Source organism: Halomonas sp. H10-9-1 (assembly GCF_040147005.1).
In the GTDB taxonomy this organism is placed as follows: domain Bacteria; phylum Pseudomonadota; class Gammaproteobacteria; order Pseudomonadales; family Halomonadaceae; genus Halomonas.
The window spans coordinates 2,412,669-2,427,475 of the sequence record NZ_JAMSHO010000001.1 but is presented as its reverse complement, the minus strand read 5'-3'; the positions used below and the strand labels follow the sequence as shown (position 1 = coordinate 2,427,475).

General features: G+C 67.5%; 15 protein-coding genes, 1 tRNA gene and 1 pseudogene. 5 read left to right on the top strand and 12 right to left on the bottom strand.

All coding sequences use genetic code 11. The features are described 5' to 3' along the window. Positions 1-28: 28 nt before the first annotated feature. From ylqF to NFH66_RS11160, 4 genes and pseudogenes are all read right to left on the bottom strand, one after another. Entirely contained in the window at positions 29-994 is a 966-nt protein-coding gene (gene ylqF, locus NFH66_RS11175; protein WP_349610374.1) for a ribosome biogenesis GTPase YlqF, read from the bottom strand. A gap of 79 nt (positions 995-1,073) precedes the next feature. After that, positions 1,074-1,475, bottom strand: a complete 402-nt coding sequence (gene msrB, locus NFH66_RS11170) for a peptide-methionine (R)-S-oxide reductase MsrB (RefSeq protein ID WP_349610373.1) — start codon at positions 1,473-1,475, stop codon at positions 1,074-1,076. A gap of 153 nt (positions 1,476-1,628) precedes the next feature. Next, a pseudogene (locus tag NFH66_RS11165) lies at positions 1,629-2,192 on the bottom strand (DUF933 domain-containing protein); the annotation flags it as partial. Positions 2,193-2,550: 358 nt separating this feature from the next. Beyond that, positions 2,551-3,906: an IS1182 family transposase gene (locus NFH66_RS11160; RefSeq protein WP_349609226.1), complete on the bottom strand. Its 1,356-nt coding sequence runs from the start codon at positions 3,904-3,906 to the stop codon at positions 2,551-2,553. 135 nt (positions 3,907-4,041) lie between these two features. Here NFH66_RS11160 and NFH66_RS11155 point away from each other — a divergent pair. Then, a protein-coding gene (locus tag NFH66_RS11155) for an IS5 family transposase (protein ID WP_371317400.1) occupies positions 4,042-4,793 on the top strand; the annotation gives its coding sequence in 2 pieces (ribosomal slippage) (positions 4,042-4,365 and positions 4,368-4,793; 750 coding nt in all). Between the two features lie 98 nt (positions 4,794-4,891). Here NFH66_RS11155 and NFH66_RS11150 read toward each other — a convergent pair. Beyond that, positions 4,892-4,979, bottom strand: a tRNA-Ser gene (locus NFH66_RS11150). Between the two features lie 192 nt (positions 4,980-5,171). Here NFH66_RS11150 and NFH66_RS11145 point away from each other — a divergent pair. Beyond that, positions 5,172-5,615 (top strand): DUF3617 domain-containing protein, encoded by a 444-nt coding sequence (locus NFH66_RS11145; protein WP_349610372.1) that lies wholly within the window; start codon positions 5,172-5,174, stop codon positions 5,613-5,615. 61 nt (positions 5,616-5,676) lie between these two features. On the opposite strand, the gene NFH66_RS11140 is transcribed toward NFH66_RS11145, so the two are convergent. Beyond that, positions 5,677-8,790, bottom strand: coding sequence for an efflux RND transporter permease subunit (locus NFH66_RS11140; protein ID WP_349610371.1), 3,114 nt, complete (start codon positions 8,788-8,790; stop codon positions 5,677-5,679). Further along, positions 8,790-9,884, bottom strand: coding sequence for an efflux RND transporter periplasmic adaptor subunit (locus NFH66_RS11135; RefSeq protein WP_349610370.1), 1,095 nt, complete (start codon positions 9,882-9,884; stop codon positions 8,790-8,792). Before NFH66_RS11135 ends, NFH66_RS11140 begins: the two co-directional genes overlap by 1 nt. A gap of 234 nt (positions 9,885-10,118) precedes the next feature. Between NFH66_RS11135 and NFH66_RS11130 the strand changes: the two genes are divergently transcribed. After that, positions 10,119-11,294, top strand: a complete 1,176-nt coding sequence (locus NFH66_RS11130; protein ID WP_349610369.1) for a BaiN/RdsA family NAD(P)/FAD-dependent oxidoreductase — start codon at positions 10,119-10,121, stop codon at positions 11,292-11,294. Between the two features lie 29 nt (positions 11,295-11,323). On the opposite strand, the gene NFH66_RS11125 is transcribed toward NFH66_RS11130, so the two are convergent. Together NFH66_RS11125 and NFH66_RS11120 are read right to left on the bottom strand one after the other, a co-directional pair. Continuing rightward, on the bottom strand, positions 11,324-12,058 hold the full coding sequence (locus tag NFH66_RS11125; RefSeq protein ID WP_349610368.1) for a ParA family protein: 735 nt from the start codon (positions 12,056-12,058) through the stop codon (positions 11,324-11,326). Positions 12,059-12,135: 77 nt separating this feature from the next. Next, on the bottom strand, positions 12,136-12,594 hold the full coding sequence (locus NFH66_RS11120) for a DUF4149 domain-containing protein (RefSeq protein ID WP_349610367.1): 459 nt from the start codon (positions 12,592-12,594) through the stop codon (positions 12,136-12,138). Between the two features lie 255 nt (positions 12,595-12,849). Between NFH66_RS11120 and NFH66_RS11115 the strand changes: the two genes are divergently transcribed. Beyond that, positions 12,850-13,227: a guanyl-specific ribonuclease gene (locus NFH66_RS11115; protein WP_349610366.1), complete on the top strand. Its 378-nt coding sequence runs from the start codon at positions 12,850-12,852 to the stop codon at positions 13,225-13,227. Next, positions 13,224-13,709, top strand: coding sequence for a barstar family protein (locus NFH66_RS11110; protein ID WP_349610365.1), 486 nt, complete (start codon positions 13,224-13,226; stop codon positions 13,707-13,709). The genes NFH66_RS11115 and NFH66_RS11110 overlap by 4 nt, the downstream gene beginning before the upstream one ends. Before the next feature lie 7 nt (positions 13,710-13,716). Here the strand turns inward: NFH66_RS11110 and NFH66_RS11105 are convergent, their stop codons facing one another. From NFH66_RS11105 to NFH66_RS11095, 3 genes are read right to left on the bottom strand one after another with little or no spacing between them, the layout of a single operon-like run. Further along, a complete protein-coding gene (locus NFH66_RS11105; RefSeq protein WP_349610364.1) occupies positions 13,717-14,001 on the bottom strand; it encodes a YqjK-like family protein in 285 nt (94 codons plus the stop codon). After that, positions 13,991-14,398: a phage holin family protein gene (locus NFH66_RS11100; protein WP_349610363.1), complete on the bottom strand. Its 408-nt coding sequence runs from the start codon at positions 14,396-14,398 to the stop codon at positions 13,991-13,993. The genes NFH66_RS11105 and NFH66_RS11100 overlap by 11 nt, the downstream gene beginning before the upstream one ends. Continuing rightward, positions 14,398-14,721 carry an ElaB/YgaM/YqjD family protein gene (locus tag NFH66_RS11095; protein WP_349610362.1) on the bottom strand — a complete coding sequence of 108 codons (324 nt, stop codon included), beginning with the start codon at positions 14,719-14,721 and terminating at the stop codon, positions 14,398-14,400. Before NFH66_RS11095 ends, NFH66_RS11100 begins: the two co-directional genes overlap by 1 nt. Positions 14,722-14,807 lie beyond the last annotated feature (86 nt).

Below are 14,807 nucleotides of genomic sequence, written 5' to 3'. Positions count from 1 at the left end.
GGTGTCCAGGTCGGCGAGGGCGATAGGATTATGCGTTGTGCGGAGGTTCGGCGTCACCGGTGCCGTCCGGCTCGATGACGGGCTCCGTCGGGATGTCCGCCGGGGTCTCCAGGGTCAGGCGGCCGAGCTTGCCGTCGCGCAGCTCATGCAGCAGCACCTCGGCGCCGCGGTGCAGGTCCACCTCGCCGCCGGGGCGCAGGCCGCCGCGCCGGGCGGCGATATCGGCCAGTATCGCGTGGCCGTCGAAGCCGGCCACGGCCAGCAGGTCCACGCGCAGCGGACCGTCGGCCTCGACCCGTTCGGCCTCGGGATGGGGCGTATAGGTCGGTAGCGCCTTGAGGCGGTAGCGGGCGGTGAGCGCCTCGGGATAGCGACGCGCCAGCTCGGCGGCGGCGACCATCGCCACGTCCACGTAGTCGATGGCGGTGTCGCGGATGGCGCCGCTGGCGGCCAGGCGGTAGGCGCTGGCCTGGTCCTCGATCTTGGGCCACAGCACCCCGGGGGTGTCGATCAGCGCCACCCGCCCGCCGATGCGCACCTTCTGCTGGCGCTTGGTCACCGCGGGCTCGTTGCCGGTCCTGGCGATCGCCTTGCCGGCCAGGCCGTTGATCAGGGTCGACTTGCCGACGTTGGGAATGCCCATCACCATCACCCGCACATCGCGGTCGGCGCGCACCGCCCCGGCCAGCTCGTGGCACACCCTGGGGATGCGCTTGAGCTCCCGGGCCTGGGTAGTGGTCACCGCCAGCGCGCGGGTGTCGGGCTGGGCGTCGAAGTGGGCCACCCACTCCCGGGTGCGCTGCGGGTCGGCCAGGTCGGCACGGGAGAGGATCTTGAGTACCGGCTTGTGGCGGGTCAACTCGGCGAGCATGGGGTTGGCGCTGGAGTAGGGCAGGCGGGCGTCGAGGACCTCGATCACCACGTCGATCTCCGGTAGCGCCTCGGTGATCTGGCGCCGTGCCTTGTGCATGTGTCCCGGGTACCAGCCGAGCATGGGCGGCCTCTCTTGATCTGCCAACGAAAACGGCCGCCCATCTTAGCAGATGCGCGGCCGTGGCAGGATGGGAAGATGGCTACTCTCCAGCGTGGAAGTCCAGCGCCACGGAGTTGATGCAGTAGCGCTGGCCGGTGGTGTCGGCGGGGCCGTCGGGGAAGACGTGGCCCAGGTGGGCGCCGCAGCGGCAGCAGGTGACCTCGGTGCGGCGCATGCCGTGGGAGGCGTCGTCATGCTCCTCGACGCAGGTCGGTGTCATCGGCCGATCGAAGCTGGGCCAGCCGCAGCCGGCGTCGAACTTGTGCTCATTCTCGAACAGCGGGGCGTTGCAGCAGACGCAGTGGTAGATACCGTGTTCGTCGGTGACCCGGTAGTCGCCGCTGAAGGGGGGCTCGGTGCCCTTCTCGCGGGTGACGCGGTACTGCTCGGGGGTCAACTGCTCGCGCCACTCGGCGTCGGGCTTGTCGATCTTCCAGGGCATGGCGGCTCTCCTTGTCGTCGAGGCAATGCTCCTATTGTGGCACGCATCGGGCATCGCGGGGGAGTCCCGGCCGCGGCGCTGGTCACGCCGCCTCAACGCAGGCGCCCCCGGTGGAGTGCCGGGGGCGCGAGGGCAGGAGGCAAGCAGCGGGACTCAGACGTTGAAACGGAAGTGGATCACGTCGCCGTCCTTGACGATGTACTCCTTGCCCTCCAGGCGCCACTTGCCGGCGTCCTTGGCGCCCTGCTCGCCGCCCAGCGAGACGAAGTCGTCGTAGGCGATGACCTCGGCGCGGATGAAGCCCTTCTGGAAGTCGGTATGGATCACCCCGGCGGCCTCGGGGGCGGTGGCGCCCACCTTCACGGTCCAGGCGCGCACCTCCTTCACGCCAGCGGTGAAGTAGGTCTGCAGGCCCAGCAGGGCGTAGCCGGCGCGGATCACGCGGTCGAGCCCGGGCTCGGCCATGCCCATCTCGTCGAGGAACATGGCGCGCTCCTCGTCATCGAGTTCGGCGATCTCGGCTTCGAGCTGGTTGCATACCGGCACCACTACGGCGCCCTCCTGCTCGGCGATCTCGCGGACCACGTCGAGATAGGGATTGTCGGCGAAGCCATCTTCGTTGACGTTGGCGATGTACATGGTGGGCTTGAGGGTCAGGAAGCCGAACCCCTTGAGCTGGTGCTGCTCGTCGTCGCTGAGCCCGAAGCTCCTCAGTGGGCATGGCCTGTGCGCAATGCACAGGAACTGCCGCCGCTTTCCTTATCCCACTCACTTCACTGGAGGACACATCGACGCTTAACGCCTGTTCATCCCGCACGACCTCCGTCCGGCCTTCCAGCAGGAAGCAAGACGGACGCCTCATTCGAGGCTCTGGTGTCTCCTGAACACTATGCCCTTGCCCTCACGGGATCTCGCCTAGCAGTCTGTCGGGTTATGGGTGTCGCTCACAGTAACGACACCCACTTCTCTCCATTTTCGTGTTGGCGCCGGCCATGTCAGCAACCTGGCGTCGTTCGGCAATCCTGGAGTAGCCTGAGCGCTTGTGACACCGCCCTATCAGGCTAAGGGACGGCCCTCAGCCTGCTGCCAAGCGATGCATCCGCTTGATATTCCATGCCAGGGTGGCCAGTCGCCACTCACCGCTGACCTTATCCAGACCGCGTAGCGAGAACTGCCGGAACCCCATCACGTGTTTGATGATCCCGAAGACCGGCTCCACCGTGTGCTTGCGCAGCGCATAGAGCGCTCGGCCCGCCTGCGTCTTCAAGCGGTACGCCATGTGCTCGACGGGATCCTCGCTCTCCGGTGCGGGCGGGTCCGCGGCGAAACGTTCGAAGACCGGCAGGTGATGGATGTCACGCTTCATCGCCAATAGCGGTTCGATACCATGGTCATGGCAGGCCTGGATATTGGCGGTACTGAAGTAGCCGGTATCACCCAGCAGGTGGTCAGGCTTGCCCAGCGTCTCCGGGTAACCCTGCCAGGCCGTCAGTAACGGCATGACTTGCTGCTTGTCGTTGGTCGCCTGAGTGACGTGGACATGGGTCACCAGCAGACTCTCGGTATCGACGGCGGCCTGGGCGTTGTAGCACTGATCAAACCCCTTGCCGGTGACCGGCATGATGCGAGACTGCGGGTCGGTGAAGTTGATCTGGTCCTTGTCACGCGGGCCGCCAGTCGGCGGTTCGGGATCACGCCCACGGGGCTTCTTGCCGGCCTTGCGCTGTGCGTCTCGTCGCGCCACCTTTTCCTGGTAGGCGGCTTGCTCGGTGGCGTCCCGCTCCTCGGCACGCGCCTCGATCTTGGCCTTCGCCTCGGCGATGGCCGCCAGGCGTGCTTCACGGCGGGCAATCTCGGCGGGGATATCCATGCCATCGGCCGCATCCTCCTTGTCCGCCGACTCGGCCCGCTGCGTCAGCGCTTTCACCTCAGCCCTGAACTGCGCCTCCAGCTTCTTGGCGTGGCCATACGATAGCGCCTTGTGCTTGCTGGCGTTGGCCTTGAGCTTGGTGCCGTCCAGGGCGATGGTGCCGAGCTTGAGCAGCTTCATCTCGCGGGCCAGCAACAGCACCTGCACGAACAACTGTTCCAGTTCCGGCAGAAAGCGGCGGCGAAAGGTGGCCAGCGTGTCATGGTCGGGATGGGTATTGGCGGCCAGGTAACGGAACGCCACCGAGTCATAGGTGGCGCGCTCGATCTTGCGGCTGGAGACCACCCCGGTGGCGTAGCCGTAGACCAGCAGGCTCAGCAGTACCGCCGGGTGATGCGCCTTGTGCCCGCGGCCGGCGTAGCGCCGCGTTAATGCCGAGAGGTCCAGCTGCTCGACAACATCCACCACGAACCGTGCCAGGTGGCCATCGGGCAGCCACTCATCCACCGAAGGCGGCAGGAGATAGTCGGTCTGGCGGTCAACGGGGATGAAGCGACTCATGGCGACGTTCCAGTAGTGGCGGCATGCTGAGAGTATCTCACGGCATTATCGAAAACCCGACAGACTGCTAGGCTGCGTTAACAATTGCTGATGGAGATCGGGCTGATTTAGAATATCAGCATTTTTCGGTGATCTATGCCTCGGCTAATGCTACGTGATGACCAATGGGAGCGCATCGAGCACATGCTCCCCGGCAAAGCTTCAGATCGCGGGGTGACGGCCAAGGACAATCGCTTGTTCGTGGAAGCCGTCCTGTGGATCGCCCGGACAGGCGCTCCCTGGCGTGATCTGCCCGACGCCTTCGGTCGCTGGCACACTGTCTACATGCGCTATAACCGGTGGTCTAAGAAGGGGGTCTGGCAGCAGGTTATCGACACATTAGCCGATGATCCCGACATGGAGCAGCTGATGATAGATGGCAGTATCGTCAAAGTTCATCAGCATGGGGCGGCAAAAAAACGGCTCAGAGCACCGAAGCCATGGGGAAATCGCGTGGGGGATTGAGCACCAAGATCCACGCGGCGGTCGATGCCCTCGGCAACCCGGTACGGCTAATCCTCACACCGGGCCAAGCGTCTGAGTACGGAGCCGCCCCAGCGTTACTGGCGGGCTTTTCTCCAGCGGCGGTGCTTGGCGACAAGGGGTATGATTCCACCGCTTTGAGGGACATCATTCGAGCGGTGGGCGCCGAGCCGGTGATTCCGCCGAGAAAGAATCGCTTGGAATGCCCCGAGATAGATTGGCACTGTTACAAGGATCGCAATCTGGTAGAAAGGTTCTTCCAGAAAATCAAGCAGTTCAGGCGGCTGGCAACACGCTATGAGCGACTGGCGAGAAACTACCAGTCGCTACTCAACCTTGTATCCGCCGTCATATGGCTGGCCTAATTGTTAACGCTCCCTAGGTGTGGGTCAAAGTGTGGGTCAAGAATCTCTAGACAAAGAAAAAGCCGCTGAGTCTCCTCAGCGGCTTTTTCGATATGCGGTGGCGGAGGGGGAGGGATTCGAACCCTCGAAGCCTTTCGACTTACACACTTTCCAGGCGTGCTCCTTCGACCACTCGGACACCCCTCCGCATTGTGGTTCTCACGCCGGGGCAACTGGGCCTTTCGCGTCAGAACGGCGCACATAGTATCGACCTAAGTGCGCGAATGCAAGCGGTTTCCGGCCACCGGTGGGTGGCGCCGGCCGGGCGAACCGCCGCCGGCTGTGCCTGGGTGTGCCGGTCCGCTATGCTGGGGACGAATCCACGACAGGGAGAGTCCCATGTCCTTACGCACGATGTCACTTCCCCCACTGCTCGCCGGCCTGTTGCTGGCACTGCCGGTCACCGCCCTGGCCGAGACGCCCAACATCCTGCCCGGGGAGTGGGAGTTCACCAGTACTACCTCGGTCGCTGGCGACCTGCCGATTCCCGACCAGTCAGAGACCACCCGTGAGTGTATCGCCCAGGGCGATCTCACGGATCCCGACTTCCAGATGATCGAGGAGGAGGAGGGCTGCGAACTGCTTGAGCACGATGTCACCGTCGATGGCATGGACTACCGGATGGTCTGTGAGGCCGAGGGTGGCCAGGCAAGCATCGTGGGCCATATGGATTTCCTGGGCGAGACCACCGAGGGCCGTGTGGAGGTTACCGTCCAGTCGCCACAGATGGGCGAGATGGAGATGGTCACCGAGGTCGAGGGGCGGCGCATCGGCGATTGCTGATACTGTCCCGGGGGTGCAACGCAAGACGGCCACTCAGGTGGCCGTCTTGCGTTGGATAGGCTCAATACCCTTCCGTGGTGGTCTCCATCTCGCGTTCCAGGCGCCTGGCCACGTCGCCGGGGGAGCCGGTGCGGCGCGCCAGCAGGTCGTAGGCCACCGGTACCACGAAGAGGGTGAACAGGGTGGCGGCGGCCAGGCCGCAGAGGATGACGATGCCGATCACCAGGCGGGTCTCGGCGCCGGCGCCGCTGGAGATGATCAGCGGCACGGCGCCGGCCATGGTGGTGGCCGCGGTCATCACGATGGGACGCAGGCGGGTTACCGAGGCCTCCACGAGCGCCTCGTGGAAGGCCATGCCCTGGTCGCGCAGCTGGTTGGCGAACTCCACGATCAGGATGCCGTTCTTGGCGGCGAGCCCCACCAGCATCACCAGCCCCACCTGGCTGTAGATGTTCAGCGACTGGCCGGTGACATAGAGCCCGAGCAGGGCGCCGCAGATCGCCAGGGGCACGCTGAGCATGATCACGAAAGGGTGCACGAAGCTCTCGAACTGGCCGGCCAGCACCAGGAACACCACCAGGATCCCCAGCCCCAGCAGGAAGCCGGTGGCGCTGCTGGCCTCCTGGTAGTCTCGCGAGGCGCCCTTGACGTCGGTCTGGGCCTCGGCCGGGAGCAGCTCACGCACCGTCTCCTCCAGATACTCCAGGGCCTCGCCCAGCGGATAGCCGTCGGCCAGGTCCGCCTCGAGGGTGATGGCGCGTACTCGGTTGAAACGATTCAGGGTGCTGGGGCCGGCGAAGTCGGTGATGCTCACCAGGCTGGCCAGGGGAATCAGCTCCCCGCTGCGCTGTGAGCGTACGCGCAGGCTCTCCAGGCTCTGCGGGCTGGGGCGCGCGCCGGGCTCGCCCTCGAGGATGACGTCGTACTCCTCGCCGTCGTCGATATAGCGGGTCGCGGTACGCCCGCCCAGCAGGGTCTCCAGGGTACGGCCGATCTCGGTGACGGTAACGCCCAGTTCGGCGGCTCGCTCGTAGTGGATGTCGACCTGTAGCTGGGGCTGGCTCTCCTCGTAGTCGCTGTCCAGGCCGCTGAGCCGCGGGTTGTCCTCGCGGATATGCGCGAACAGTGTGTCGCGCCACTCGGCCAGCTCCTCGTAGGTGCCGCCGCCGAGCACGAACTGCACCGGCTTCTCGACACTCGAGCCGAAGCCCTGGCGCATCACCGGGAAGGCGCGCACACCGGGCAGGTCGGCGAGGTTGCGTCGGATCTCGTCCATGATCGCCCACGCCGAGCGCCGCTCGCCCCAGTCCGCCAGGTTGACGATCACGAAGCCGCTGTTGAAGTTCTCGATATTGCCCCAGCCGCGTGGCGCGCGCACCACCACGCGGTCGACCTCGCCGGTCTCGAGCATCGGCAGCAGCCGTGCCTCGATCTCGTCCATGTAGTCGAGCATGTAGTCATAGGTGGCGCCGGGGGGGCCGTTGACCAGTACCCAGAAGTTGCCGCGATCCTCCTGGGGGGTGTACTCGTTGGGCAACTCGCCATTGAGCCAGACCATGCCGCCGATCAGCGCGAGCAGCAGCGCCACCACCAGCAGGCGCAGCTTGAGGGCGCGCTCGAGCAGTCGCCGATAGACACAGCGCGAGTGCTCCAGTGCCCACTGCACGCCGCGGGCGAGGCGGCTCTCGTGCATGCTCGTCTTGAGGATCTTGGACGCCATCATCGGCGTCAGAGTCAGCGCCAGCAGGCTGGAGATGGCCACGGCGGCGGCCAGGGTCAGGGCGAACTCGGAGAACAGTCGGCCGATATCGCCCTCGAGAAAGCTCAGCGGCACGAATACCGCGATCAGCACCAGCGTGGTGGCGATCACCGCGAAGGCGATCTGGCGGGTGCCGCGGAACGCCGCCACCAGCGGCGTCTCGCCGTGATCGTGCATGCGGCGGTGGATGTTTTCCAGCACCACGATGGCGTCGTCGACGATCAGGCCGATGGCCAGCACCAGCGCCAACAGGGTCAGCAGATTGATGGTGAAACCCATCGCCGCCAGGGCGCCGAAGGCGCCGATCAGGGCGATGGGCACCGTCACGGCCGGAATCAGGGTGGTGCGCAGGTTGCCCAGGAACAGGAAGATCGCCACCACCACCAGGCCCATGGCGATGAACAGGGTCTGCACCACCTGGGAGATGGCCCCCTGGACGAATACCGAGGAGTCGAAGTTCAGCGCCAGCGTCATGCCCTCGGGCAAGCCCGGCTGCTGCCGCGCCATCTCGGCCTGTACCTCGCGCGAGATCTCGAGCACGTTGGCGGTGGACTGCTTGACCATGCCCAGGCCCACCATGGGGGTGCCGTTGCCGCGGAAGATGGTGCGCTCCTCCACGGCGCCGATCTCCACCCGGGAGATATCACCCAGGCGCACCAGGTAGCCGTCGTCGGCCTCGTCCAGCACCAGGCGGCGGAAGTCCTCCGGCGTGGCGAAGCCGCGCGGCAGGCGCACGATGAACTGGCGCTCGCTGGATTCGATGGAGCCTCCCGGCAGCTCGACGTTATCGGCGCGCAAGGCGTCCTCGACGTCGCCGGCGGTCAGGCCGCGGGCCGCCATGGCATCGGCGTCGAGCCAGATGCGCATGGCGTATTCACGGCCGCCGCCGATGATCACCCGCGACACACCGGGCTGGATCGAGAAGCGGTCGACCAGGTAGCGGTTGGCGTAGTCGGTGAGCTCGGCCATGGTGTAGCCCTCGCCCGCGAGCGACAGCCAGATCACCACTTCGGAGCTGGAGTCGGCCTTCTCGACCTCGGGCGGGTCGGCCTCGTCGGGCAGGTTGCCGGCGGCGTCGGAGATACGGTCGCGGATATCGTTGGCCGCCGAGTCGATGTCCTGGTCGAGGCCGAACTCGATACTGATGCTGGAGCGCCCGTCCTGGCTCGAGGAGGAGATCACCTGGATGCCCGAGACGCCGGCGATGCGATCCTCCAGCACCTGGGTGATACGGGTCTCCACCACGCTGGCCGAGGCGCCCGGGTAGCGGGTATCGATGCTGACGATGGGCGGGTCGATGGAAGGGTACTCCTGCAGCGGCAGGCGCTGCAGGGCGAGCAGCCCGAAGGCCACGATCAGGGCGGCCAGAACGGTAGCCAGCACCGGCCGCTGGACGGAGATGTCGGAGAGGCGCATCAGCCGCTGGCCCCCGCATTGTCACGCTCCTGGCGCAGCAGCTCGGGGACGCTGGTGCTCTCGTCGAGGATGCCCAGCAGGCGGGTCGGCTGGCCATCGCGCACCCGCTCGGTGCCATGTGCCACCACCAGCTGGCCCGCGGCCAGCCCGTCGAGGACCTCGACCTCGCCCAGGCGGCGTGCGCCGATGGTGATCTCGCGGCGTGTCACCCGGTGCTCGTCGCCCTGGTCCAGGGTCAGCACGAACTGGCGGCGCCCCTGGGGAATCAGCGCCGACTCGGGAATCACCAGGGCCTGGCGGGCCTCGCGTTCGACCGCCACGCTCATCAGCATGCCGGGGCGCAGCCGGCCGTCGGGGTTGTCGAGCTGTGCCCGCACGGTGATGCTGCGGCTCACCGGGTCGACGCGGGTGCCGATGGTGTCGATTTCACCCCTGAACTCGGTGCCATGATAGGCGGCACTGGTGGCGCGCAGCGCCAGGCCTGGCGTGATCTCGCCAAGGGCGCGTTCGGGGAGGGTGAAGTCGAGCTTCATCACGTCGAGCTTGTCGAGGGTGACCAGCTCGGCGCCGGGGGTGACCAGGGTGCCCACGCTGACGTCGCGAAAGCCGACTCGGCCGGCGAAGGGGGCGTGGATGCGATAGTCGGACAGTCGAGCCTCCAGGCCCTGGATCTCGGCCTCGACCTGGCGCAGCCGCGCCTGGGCATCCTCCAGGTCACCCCGCGGGGCCAGGTTGCGCTCCTGCAGCTGGCTCAGCCGATAGACCGCGTTGCGGTGCTCATCGCGCAGGGCCTGGGCGGCACGCAGGTCGGCCTGGGCCTCGTCATCGGCGAGGCGGACCAGCAACTGCCCCATCTCGACGTCGTCACCATCCCGGAAGTTCAGCTCACGCACCACGTCGGTCACCGTGGCCGAGAGCGTCACGCTCTCGTCGGCGCGCAGGGTGCCCAGGGAGTCCAGTGGGTCGGACCAAGGGGTCAGGCGCACTTCGGCGGCGATCACCGCGATGGGCTGCTGGGCCTGGAGCGGCGTGGCCACCGCCAGCAGCAGGCCCAGCAGCAGGGGCAAGAGTCTTGGGGCGTGGCGTAGTGGCATGGGGGCAGTCTTGTCGGTGGACGGTGGCTGGTAGTGAGCGGGGAGACACTTGTACAGCGTATACGGGAGCGGCCCGCGAGAGTGTGGCAATAATTCACAAGCCGGTATGCCGCCTTCATTTCCATAATGTACAAAGCTTGTATATGTTTGGCCACCCTCGGCCTGGCCCGGCGCGACTGCTAGAATGCGCGCCTCGCGATTGGCGGTACGGGCAATAGCCGGGAGGGCTTGAGGGTGACATACGATGTGGTGGTGATCGGCGCTGGCGCCGCCGGCTTGATGTGCGCGCTTACCGCCGGTTATGCGGGGCGACGGGTGCTGGTGGTGGACCATGCCAACAGGGCCGGCAAGAAGATCCTGATGTCCGGGGGCGGACGCTGCAATTTCACCAACCTCAACGCTACGCCGGCCAATTTCTTCTCCGCCAACCCGCACTTCTGCATTTCGGCCCTGAAGCGCTACCGGCCCGAGCACTTCGTCGAGCTGGTGGAACGCCACGCCGTCGAGTACGTGGAGAAGGCTCCGGGGCAGCTGTTCTGTGCCGATTCCAGCAAGGAGATCGTGCGCGTGCTGCTCACCGAGTGCGAGTGGGCCGGGGTCGAGATTCGCCTGAAGACGCGCATCGACGCGGTGGAGCGGCGGGGGGAGGGCGTCCGCCTGGCGACGTCCGCCGGCACGCTCGATGCCGGTGCCCTGGTGGTGGCCAGCGGCGGCCTGTCGATCCCCACCATGGGGGCCAGCGGCTTCGGCCATGAGATCGCCCGCCAGTTCGGGCTGGCGGTGACCGACACGCGTCCCGCCCTGGTCCCCTTCACCCTGACCTCACACTGGAAGGCGCGTGCCGAGGCGCTGGCCGGGGTGAGCTGCGAGGTGGAGGCCCGCTGCGGAGATGGGCGTTACCGTGAGCCCATGCTGTTCACTCACCGCGGGCTCTCCGGCCCGGCCATGCTGCAGGCCTCGAGTCACTGGCAACCCGGCGACGAGATCGCCATCGACCTGCTCCCCGGCGAGGATGCCTTCGCGGCGCTGTGTGCCGCCCGCGATGCGACCCCCAGGCGGCGCCTCGCCACCTGGCTCGCTGAGCGCCTGCCGAAACGGCTGGCCCAGGCGCTGGTGGAGTGGCAGGGCGACGACGGGGTGCTGGCCGAGTGTGGCAATGCCCGCCTGCAGGCGTGGGCCGAGGCGCTCAATCGCTGGCGCCTCAAGCCCGCCGGCACCGAGGGGTGGCGCACCGCGGAGGTGACCCTGGGCGGCGTGGATACCCGCGCGCTGTCGTCCCGGGACTTCTCGGTGGTGGGGTTGCCTCAGTTGCGCTTTATCGGTGAGGTGCTGGACGTGACCGGGGAGCTGGGGGGGCACAACTTCCAATGGGCGTGGGCGAGCGGGGTGGCCTGCGGCCAGAGCCTGTAGGCCCTGGCAGGCCCGAAAGCGGGCGCGGCTCACCCCAGGCGCTGGGCAACCTCTCCCCATAGCCGACGGTAGGCCAGGGCGGCCGCGGCGCGCGGCGCGAAACCGCGCAGCGGGGCGCGTTCTAGCCCCATGCGTTCGACCACGCTGGCGCTGGGGATGGCATGCGAGAGGCGCAGCGGCCAGCGCTCCGGCAGCGAGTCGATGATCTCGCGGTGCAGGGTGCGGCGGCGGTCGGCCAGGGTGACGAAGGGCCATACCGGGCAGGGAATATCGCGCTCGTCCAGGAAACCACGCAGCTGCTCCAGGGTGCGCAGCGACAGCACCGTGGGCACGATGGGCACCAGCAGGGCGTCGACACTGGCGAAGACACTCTCGGAGAGGGTCGAGAGACTGGGCGGGCAGTCCAGGATCACCAGGTCGTAGTCATCGCGAACCGGCTTGAGGACGCGCCGGAGCTGATTCTCGCGCTGCTCGGCCAGCAGATGGTCCAGTTCGCGCGAGGCCAGCGCCGCCGGCAGCAGGTCGAGGTTCTCGATTTGGGTGGTGCGGATCACCTTGTCGTAGGCGGCCTTGCCCTTGACCAGCCGGGCGACCCCGCCGCGCACCTTGGGCTTGGCGCGTAGGTAGAAGGTGGTGGCCGCCTGGGGGTCGAGGTCCCATAGCAGCACGCGCTGCCCGTCGGCGGCCGCCTCGGCGGCTAGGTTGACCGCCGAGGCGGTCTTGCCGACGCCGCCCTTGATGCTGTAGAGGGCCAGCATGCGCAAGACGCATCTCCCGATTCGGAAGAGTGAAAAGAACACATTTTTTCATGCGAATATGACAGGCGCGTGACGCTTGTGTGTCAGGCCAGGTAGCGGCCGCCGGCGGCGATGGCGATGGTCAACAGGCCGAGTATCAGGTTGAGTCCCACCAGGCGGCGAATGCTGGCCAGCTGCTGGCCGCCTTCCGGCCAGGCCTCGGCGTTCACCGCCCGTTGCAGGCGCTGCCAGGGCGCGAACCACAGGTGGAGATAGATGGCCATCATGGCCAGGCCCAGCGCCAGCATCAGGTGGATGTGCCAGCGTGCCCCGGCCATGCCGCCGAACACCGCGAAGAGCATCCACAGGCCGGTGGCCAGCAGGATCGCCGCGGCGGCCCACACCCAGGGGAAGAAGCGCGCGAACACGCCACGCCATAGGGTCAGGCGAGCGGGTGGCTCCAACTGGCTGGCGGCTACCGGGCGCAACACGACCCAGGCGAAGAACATGCCGCCGACCCAGATCACGGCGGCGAGAACGTGCAGTGTGATGGCGAGCGTCATGGGTGGCTCCTCGGGGAGAATCGGGTGGCGGTGGCGGGGTGTGCTCCTGTCGGCACCTTACCCCAGGCCGGCCCCCCTGCCCAGGCGTTCAGGCGAGCGTGCAGGGCCATCGCATGTGGTAGCACCGCTCAAGGCTGTTCCGGCGACATTCGCTATCACCCTGTCGCTAGCTGCGTTAGCCCCGGGCGAGCGCGCTGGCGGTGGCCGGCACCACGCGGCATCATGAGGGCCGTGTGGCTTGGCAACGAGGTCGTGATGAAGAAAGTGCTGTTGGTGGCGCTGCTGGCCCTGGCGGGCCTCTCCTGGTTCGAAGGGGCGCTGGAGTGGCGCGGCGGCGCAGAGCCTTCTGCCGTGGAGCAGCGTCTGCCGGGGCAGGCGCAGGTCGACGCGACCCTGCGACTGATCGAACGCGGCGGTCCCTTCCCCCACTCCCAGGACGGCACCACCTTCTTCAACCGCGAGGGGCGGTTGCCGCAGGAGCCGCGAGGCTACTATCGCGAGTACACCGTGGAGACGCCGGGGCTGTCCCACCGCGGGGCTCGCCGCATCGTGACCGGCGGCGAGCCCCCCGAGATCTTCTACTACACCGATGACCACTACGATTCATTCCGGGTGCTGGAGGATCGGCGATGAGGTCGCTGGCCCCGCGGGATGCCCTGGCACTTTACTTGAGCGCCCCGGCTCATGCCGGCGTGTACTGTCTGGAGGCCTCGCGGGCCGCGGCACTGCTCGAGGCGGGAGGCGAGGCGGCAAACGGCGCCGCCGCGGGGCCCGACCGGCGGCGCCTGGCCACGCCGCCGTGCTGGAGCCGTGAGGCGCTGCTCGATGGCCTGGCAGAGAGCCTGGAGTTTCCCGACCACTTCGGCCGCAACTGGGATGCCGCCTGGGACTGCCTGACGGAGCTGGAGTGGGGGGCGGGGAGGGCCCGGGTAGTGGTAGTGCCTGCCGCCCCTGTCGATGAGGCCGCCATGGCCGCCTTCCTGGAGTTGATGCGCGATGCCGCCGAGCACTGGGCGACCCGCGGGCATGCGCTGGTCACGCTGCTCCTTCGCGAGGGGGAGCCGCCGGGGTGGGCGCTGGAGGTGCCTGACCTACCCCGGGAGGCGACCGGGTAGCCTGGCCTCAGCGGAGCAGGCGACGGGCGCGGTTGACCACCAGGGCGCCGGTGGCCGCGCGGCGGCCGAGACGCAGCAGGCGTCCCGGATGCCGGCCGAGGCGCAGCAGCAGCAGGCCACCCACCGCGTAGAGGGGGGCCTTGAAGCGCATCAGGTTGTGCCAGCCGTCATCGATCGGCTGGGTGGCGCTGCGCCAGCGGCTCGCCGCGACCAGGATATCCACGCGCTGCTGCTCGATCTGCGCCTCCAGTTCGGCCTTGGTGGCGGCGCGGGAAGGGCGGCTAGTCGGCATGGTGACCCTCCCGGCGATCCCGTTCGACCAGGTCGCGGTCGGTGGCGAGGTGCTTCAGGGTGCTGGCCAGCAGGGTGCGCCGGCGCGCCAGCTGCATGACCCGCAGGCAGAGCAGCAGGCCGCCACCGAGCAGCACGCCGGCGCTCACGCCGATGGCGGTCAGCCGGTAGCTGTCCCAGAAGGCCACGATCACCAGGGTGGTGAGTACCGCGATGCCGAGCAGCAGCAGTATCAGTGCCAGCCCGGCGAGCAGCAACATGCCCACCAGGCGGGCGCGCTCCTCTTCCAGCTCCAGCACGGCGAGACGCAGGCGCGTCTCGCTGGTTGCCAGCAGGCTGCCCAGCAGGCGCCTGCCGGCGGTGAATACCCGCTGAGCCGGTCCCTGGCTGGAGGCCATCAGCGACGCCCGATAAGCATGCCGATCACGACCCCTACGCCGGCGCCGATGCCGATGCTGGTCCAGGGGTTGTCGCGGACGTAGCGATCACAGGCATCCACCTGCTGGTCGAGGGTCTCGCGAGCCTCCCCATAGAGGCGCTCGCCGCGAGACTCGAGGCGTTCGCGGGTGTCCTTGAGGCGCTTCTCGGCGCGTGCACGCAGTTCCTTGATATTGTTGCGCGAGTCGTCGGCGGTGGCGCTGACCAGCTCCTCGATGGTCTGGCTGAGGTGCTGCAGGTCTTGCTTGAGCTGCTCGGTGGATTCTTGGGTGCGATTGGCCATGTGAGTCTTCCTGTGACAGTGGGTGACAGGCCCAGCATAGCAGCCGGGGCTCGGCTTGACAGTGCCCCGGCGGCGGATGCTTGACG

Coding starts and splice junctions, on each gene's coding strand:
- msrB (WP_349610373.1), bottom strand. CDS start 1,475: ATGCCCTGGAAGATCGACAAGCCCGACGCCGAGTGGCGCGAGCAGTTG.
- NFH66_RS11120 (WP_349610367.1), bottom strand. CDS start 12,594: ATGACGCTCGCCATCACACTGCACGTTCTCGCCGCCGTGATCTGGGTC.
- NFH66_RS11145 (WP_349610372.1), top strand. CDS start 5,172: ATGTCCTTACGCACGATGTCACTTCCCCCACTGCTCGCCGGCCTGTTG.
- NFH66_RS11135 (WP_349610370.1), bottom strand. CDS start 9,884: ATGCCACTACGCCACGCCCCAAGACTCTTGCCCCTGCTGCTGGGCCTG.
- NFH66_RS11100 (WP_349610363.1), bottom strand. CDS start 14,398: ATGGCCTCCAGCCAGGGACCGGCTCAGCGGGTATTCACCGCCGGCAGG.
- NFH66_RS11105 (WP_349610364.1), bottom strand. CDS start 14,001: ATGCCGACTAGCCGCCCTTCCCGCGCCGCCACCAAGGCCGAACTGGAG.
- NFH66_RS11140 (WP_349610371.1), bottom strand. CDS start 8,790: ATGCGCCTCTCCGACATCTCCGTCCAGCGGCCGGTGCTGGCTACCGTT.
- ylqF (WP_349610374.1), bottom strand. CDS start 994: ATGCTCGGCTGGTACCCGGGACACATGCACAAGGCACGGCGCCAGATC.
- NFH66_RS11095 (WP_349610362.1), bottom strand. CDS start 14,721: ATGGCCAATCGCACCCAAGAATCCACCGAGCAGCTCAAGCAAGACCTG.
- NFH66_RS11110 (WP_349610365.1), top strand. CDS start 13,224: ATGAGGTCGCTGGCCCCGCGGGATGCCCTGGCACTTTACTTGAGCGCC.
- NFH66_RS11115 (WP_349610366.1), top strand. CDS start 12,850: ATGAAGAAAGTGCTGTTGGTGGCGCTGCTGGCCCTGGCGGGCCTCTCC.
- NFH66_RS11160 (WP_349609226.1), bottom strand. CDS start 3,906: ATGAGTCGCTTCATCCCCGTTGACCGCCAGACCGACTATCTCCTGCCG.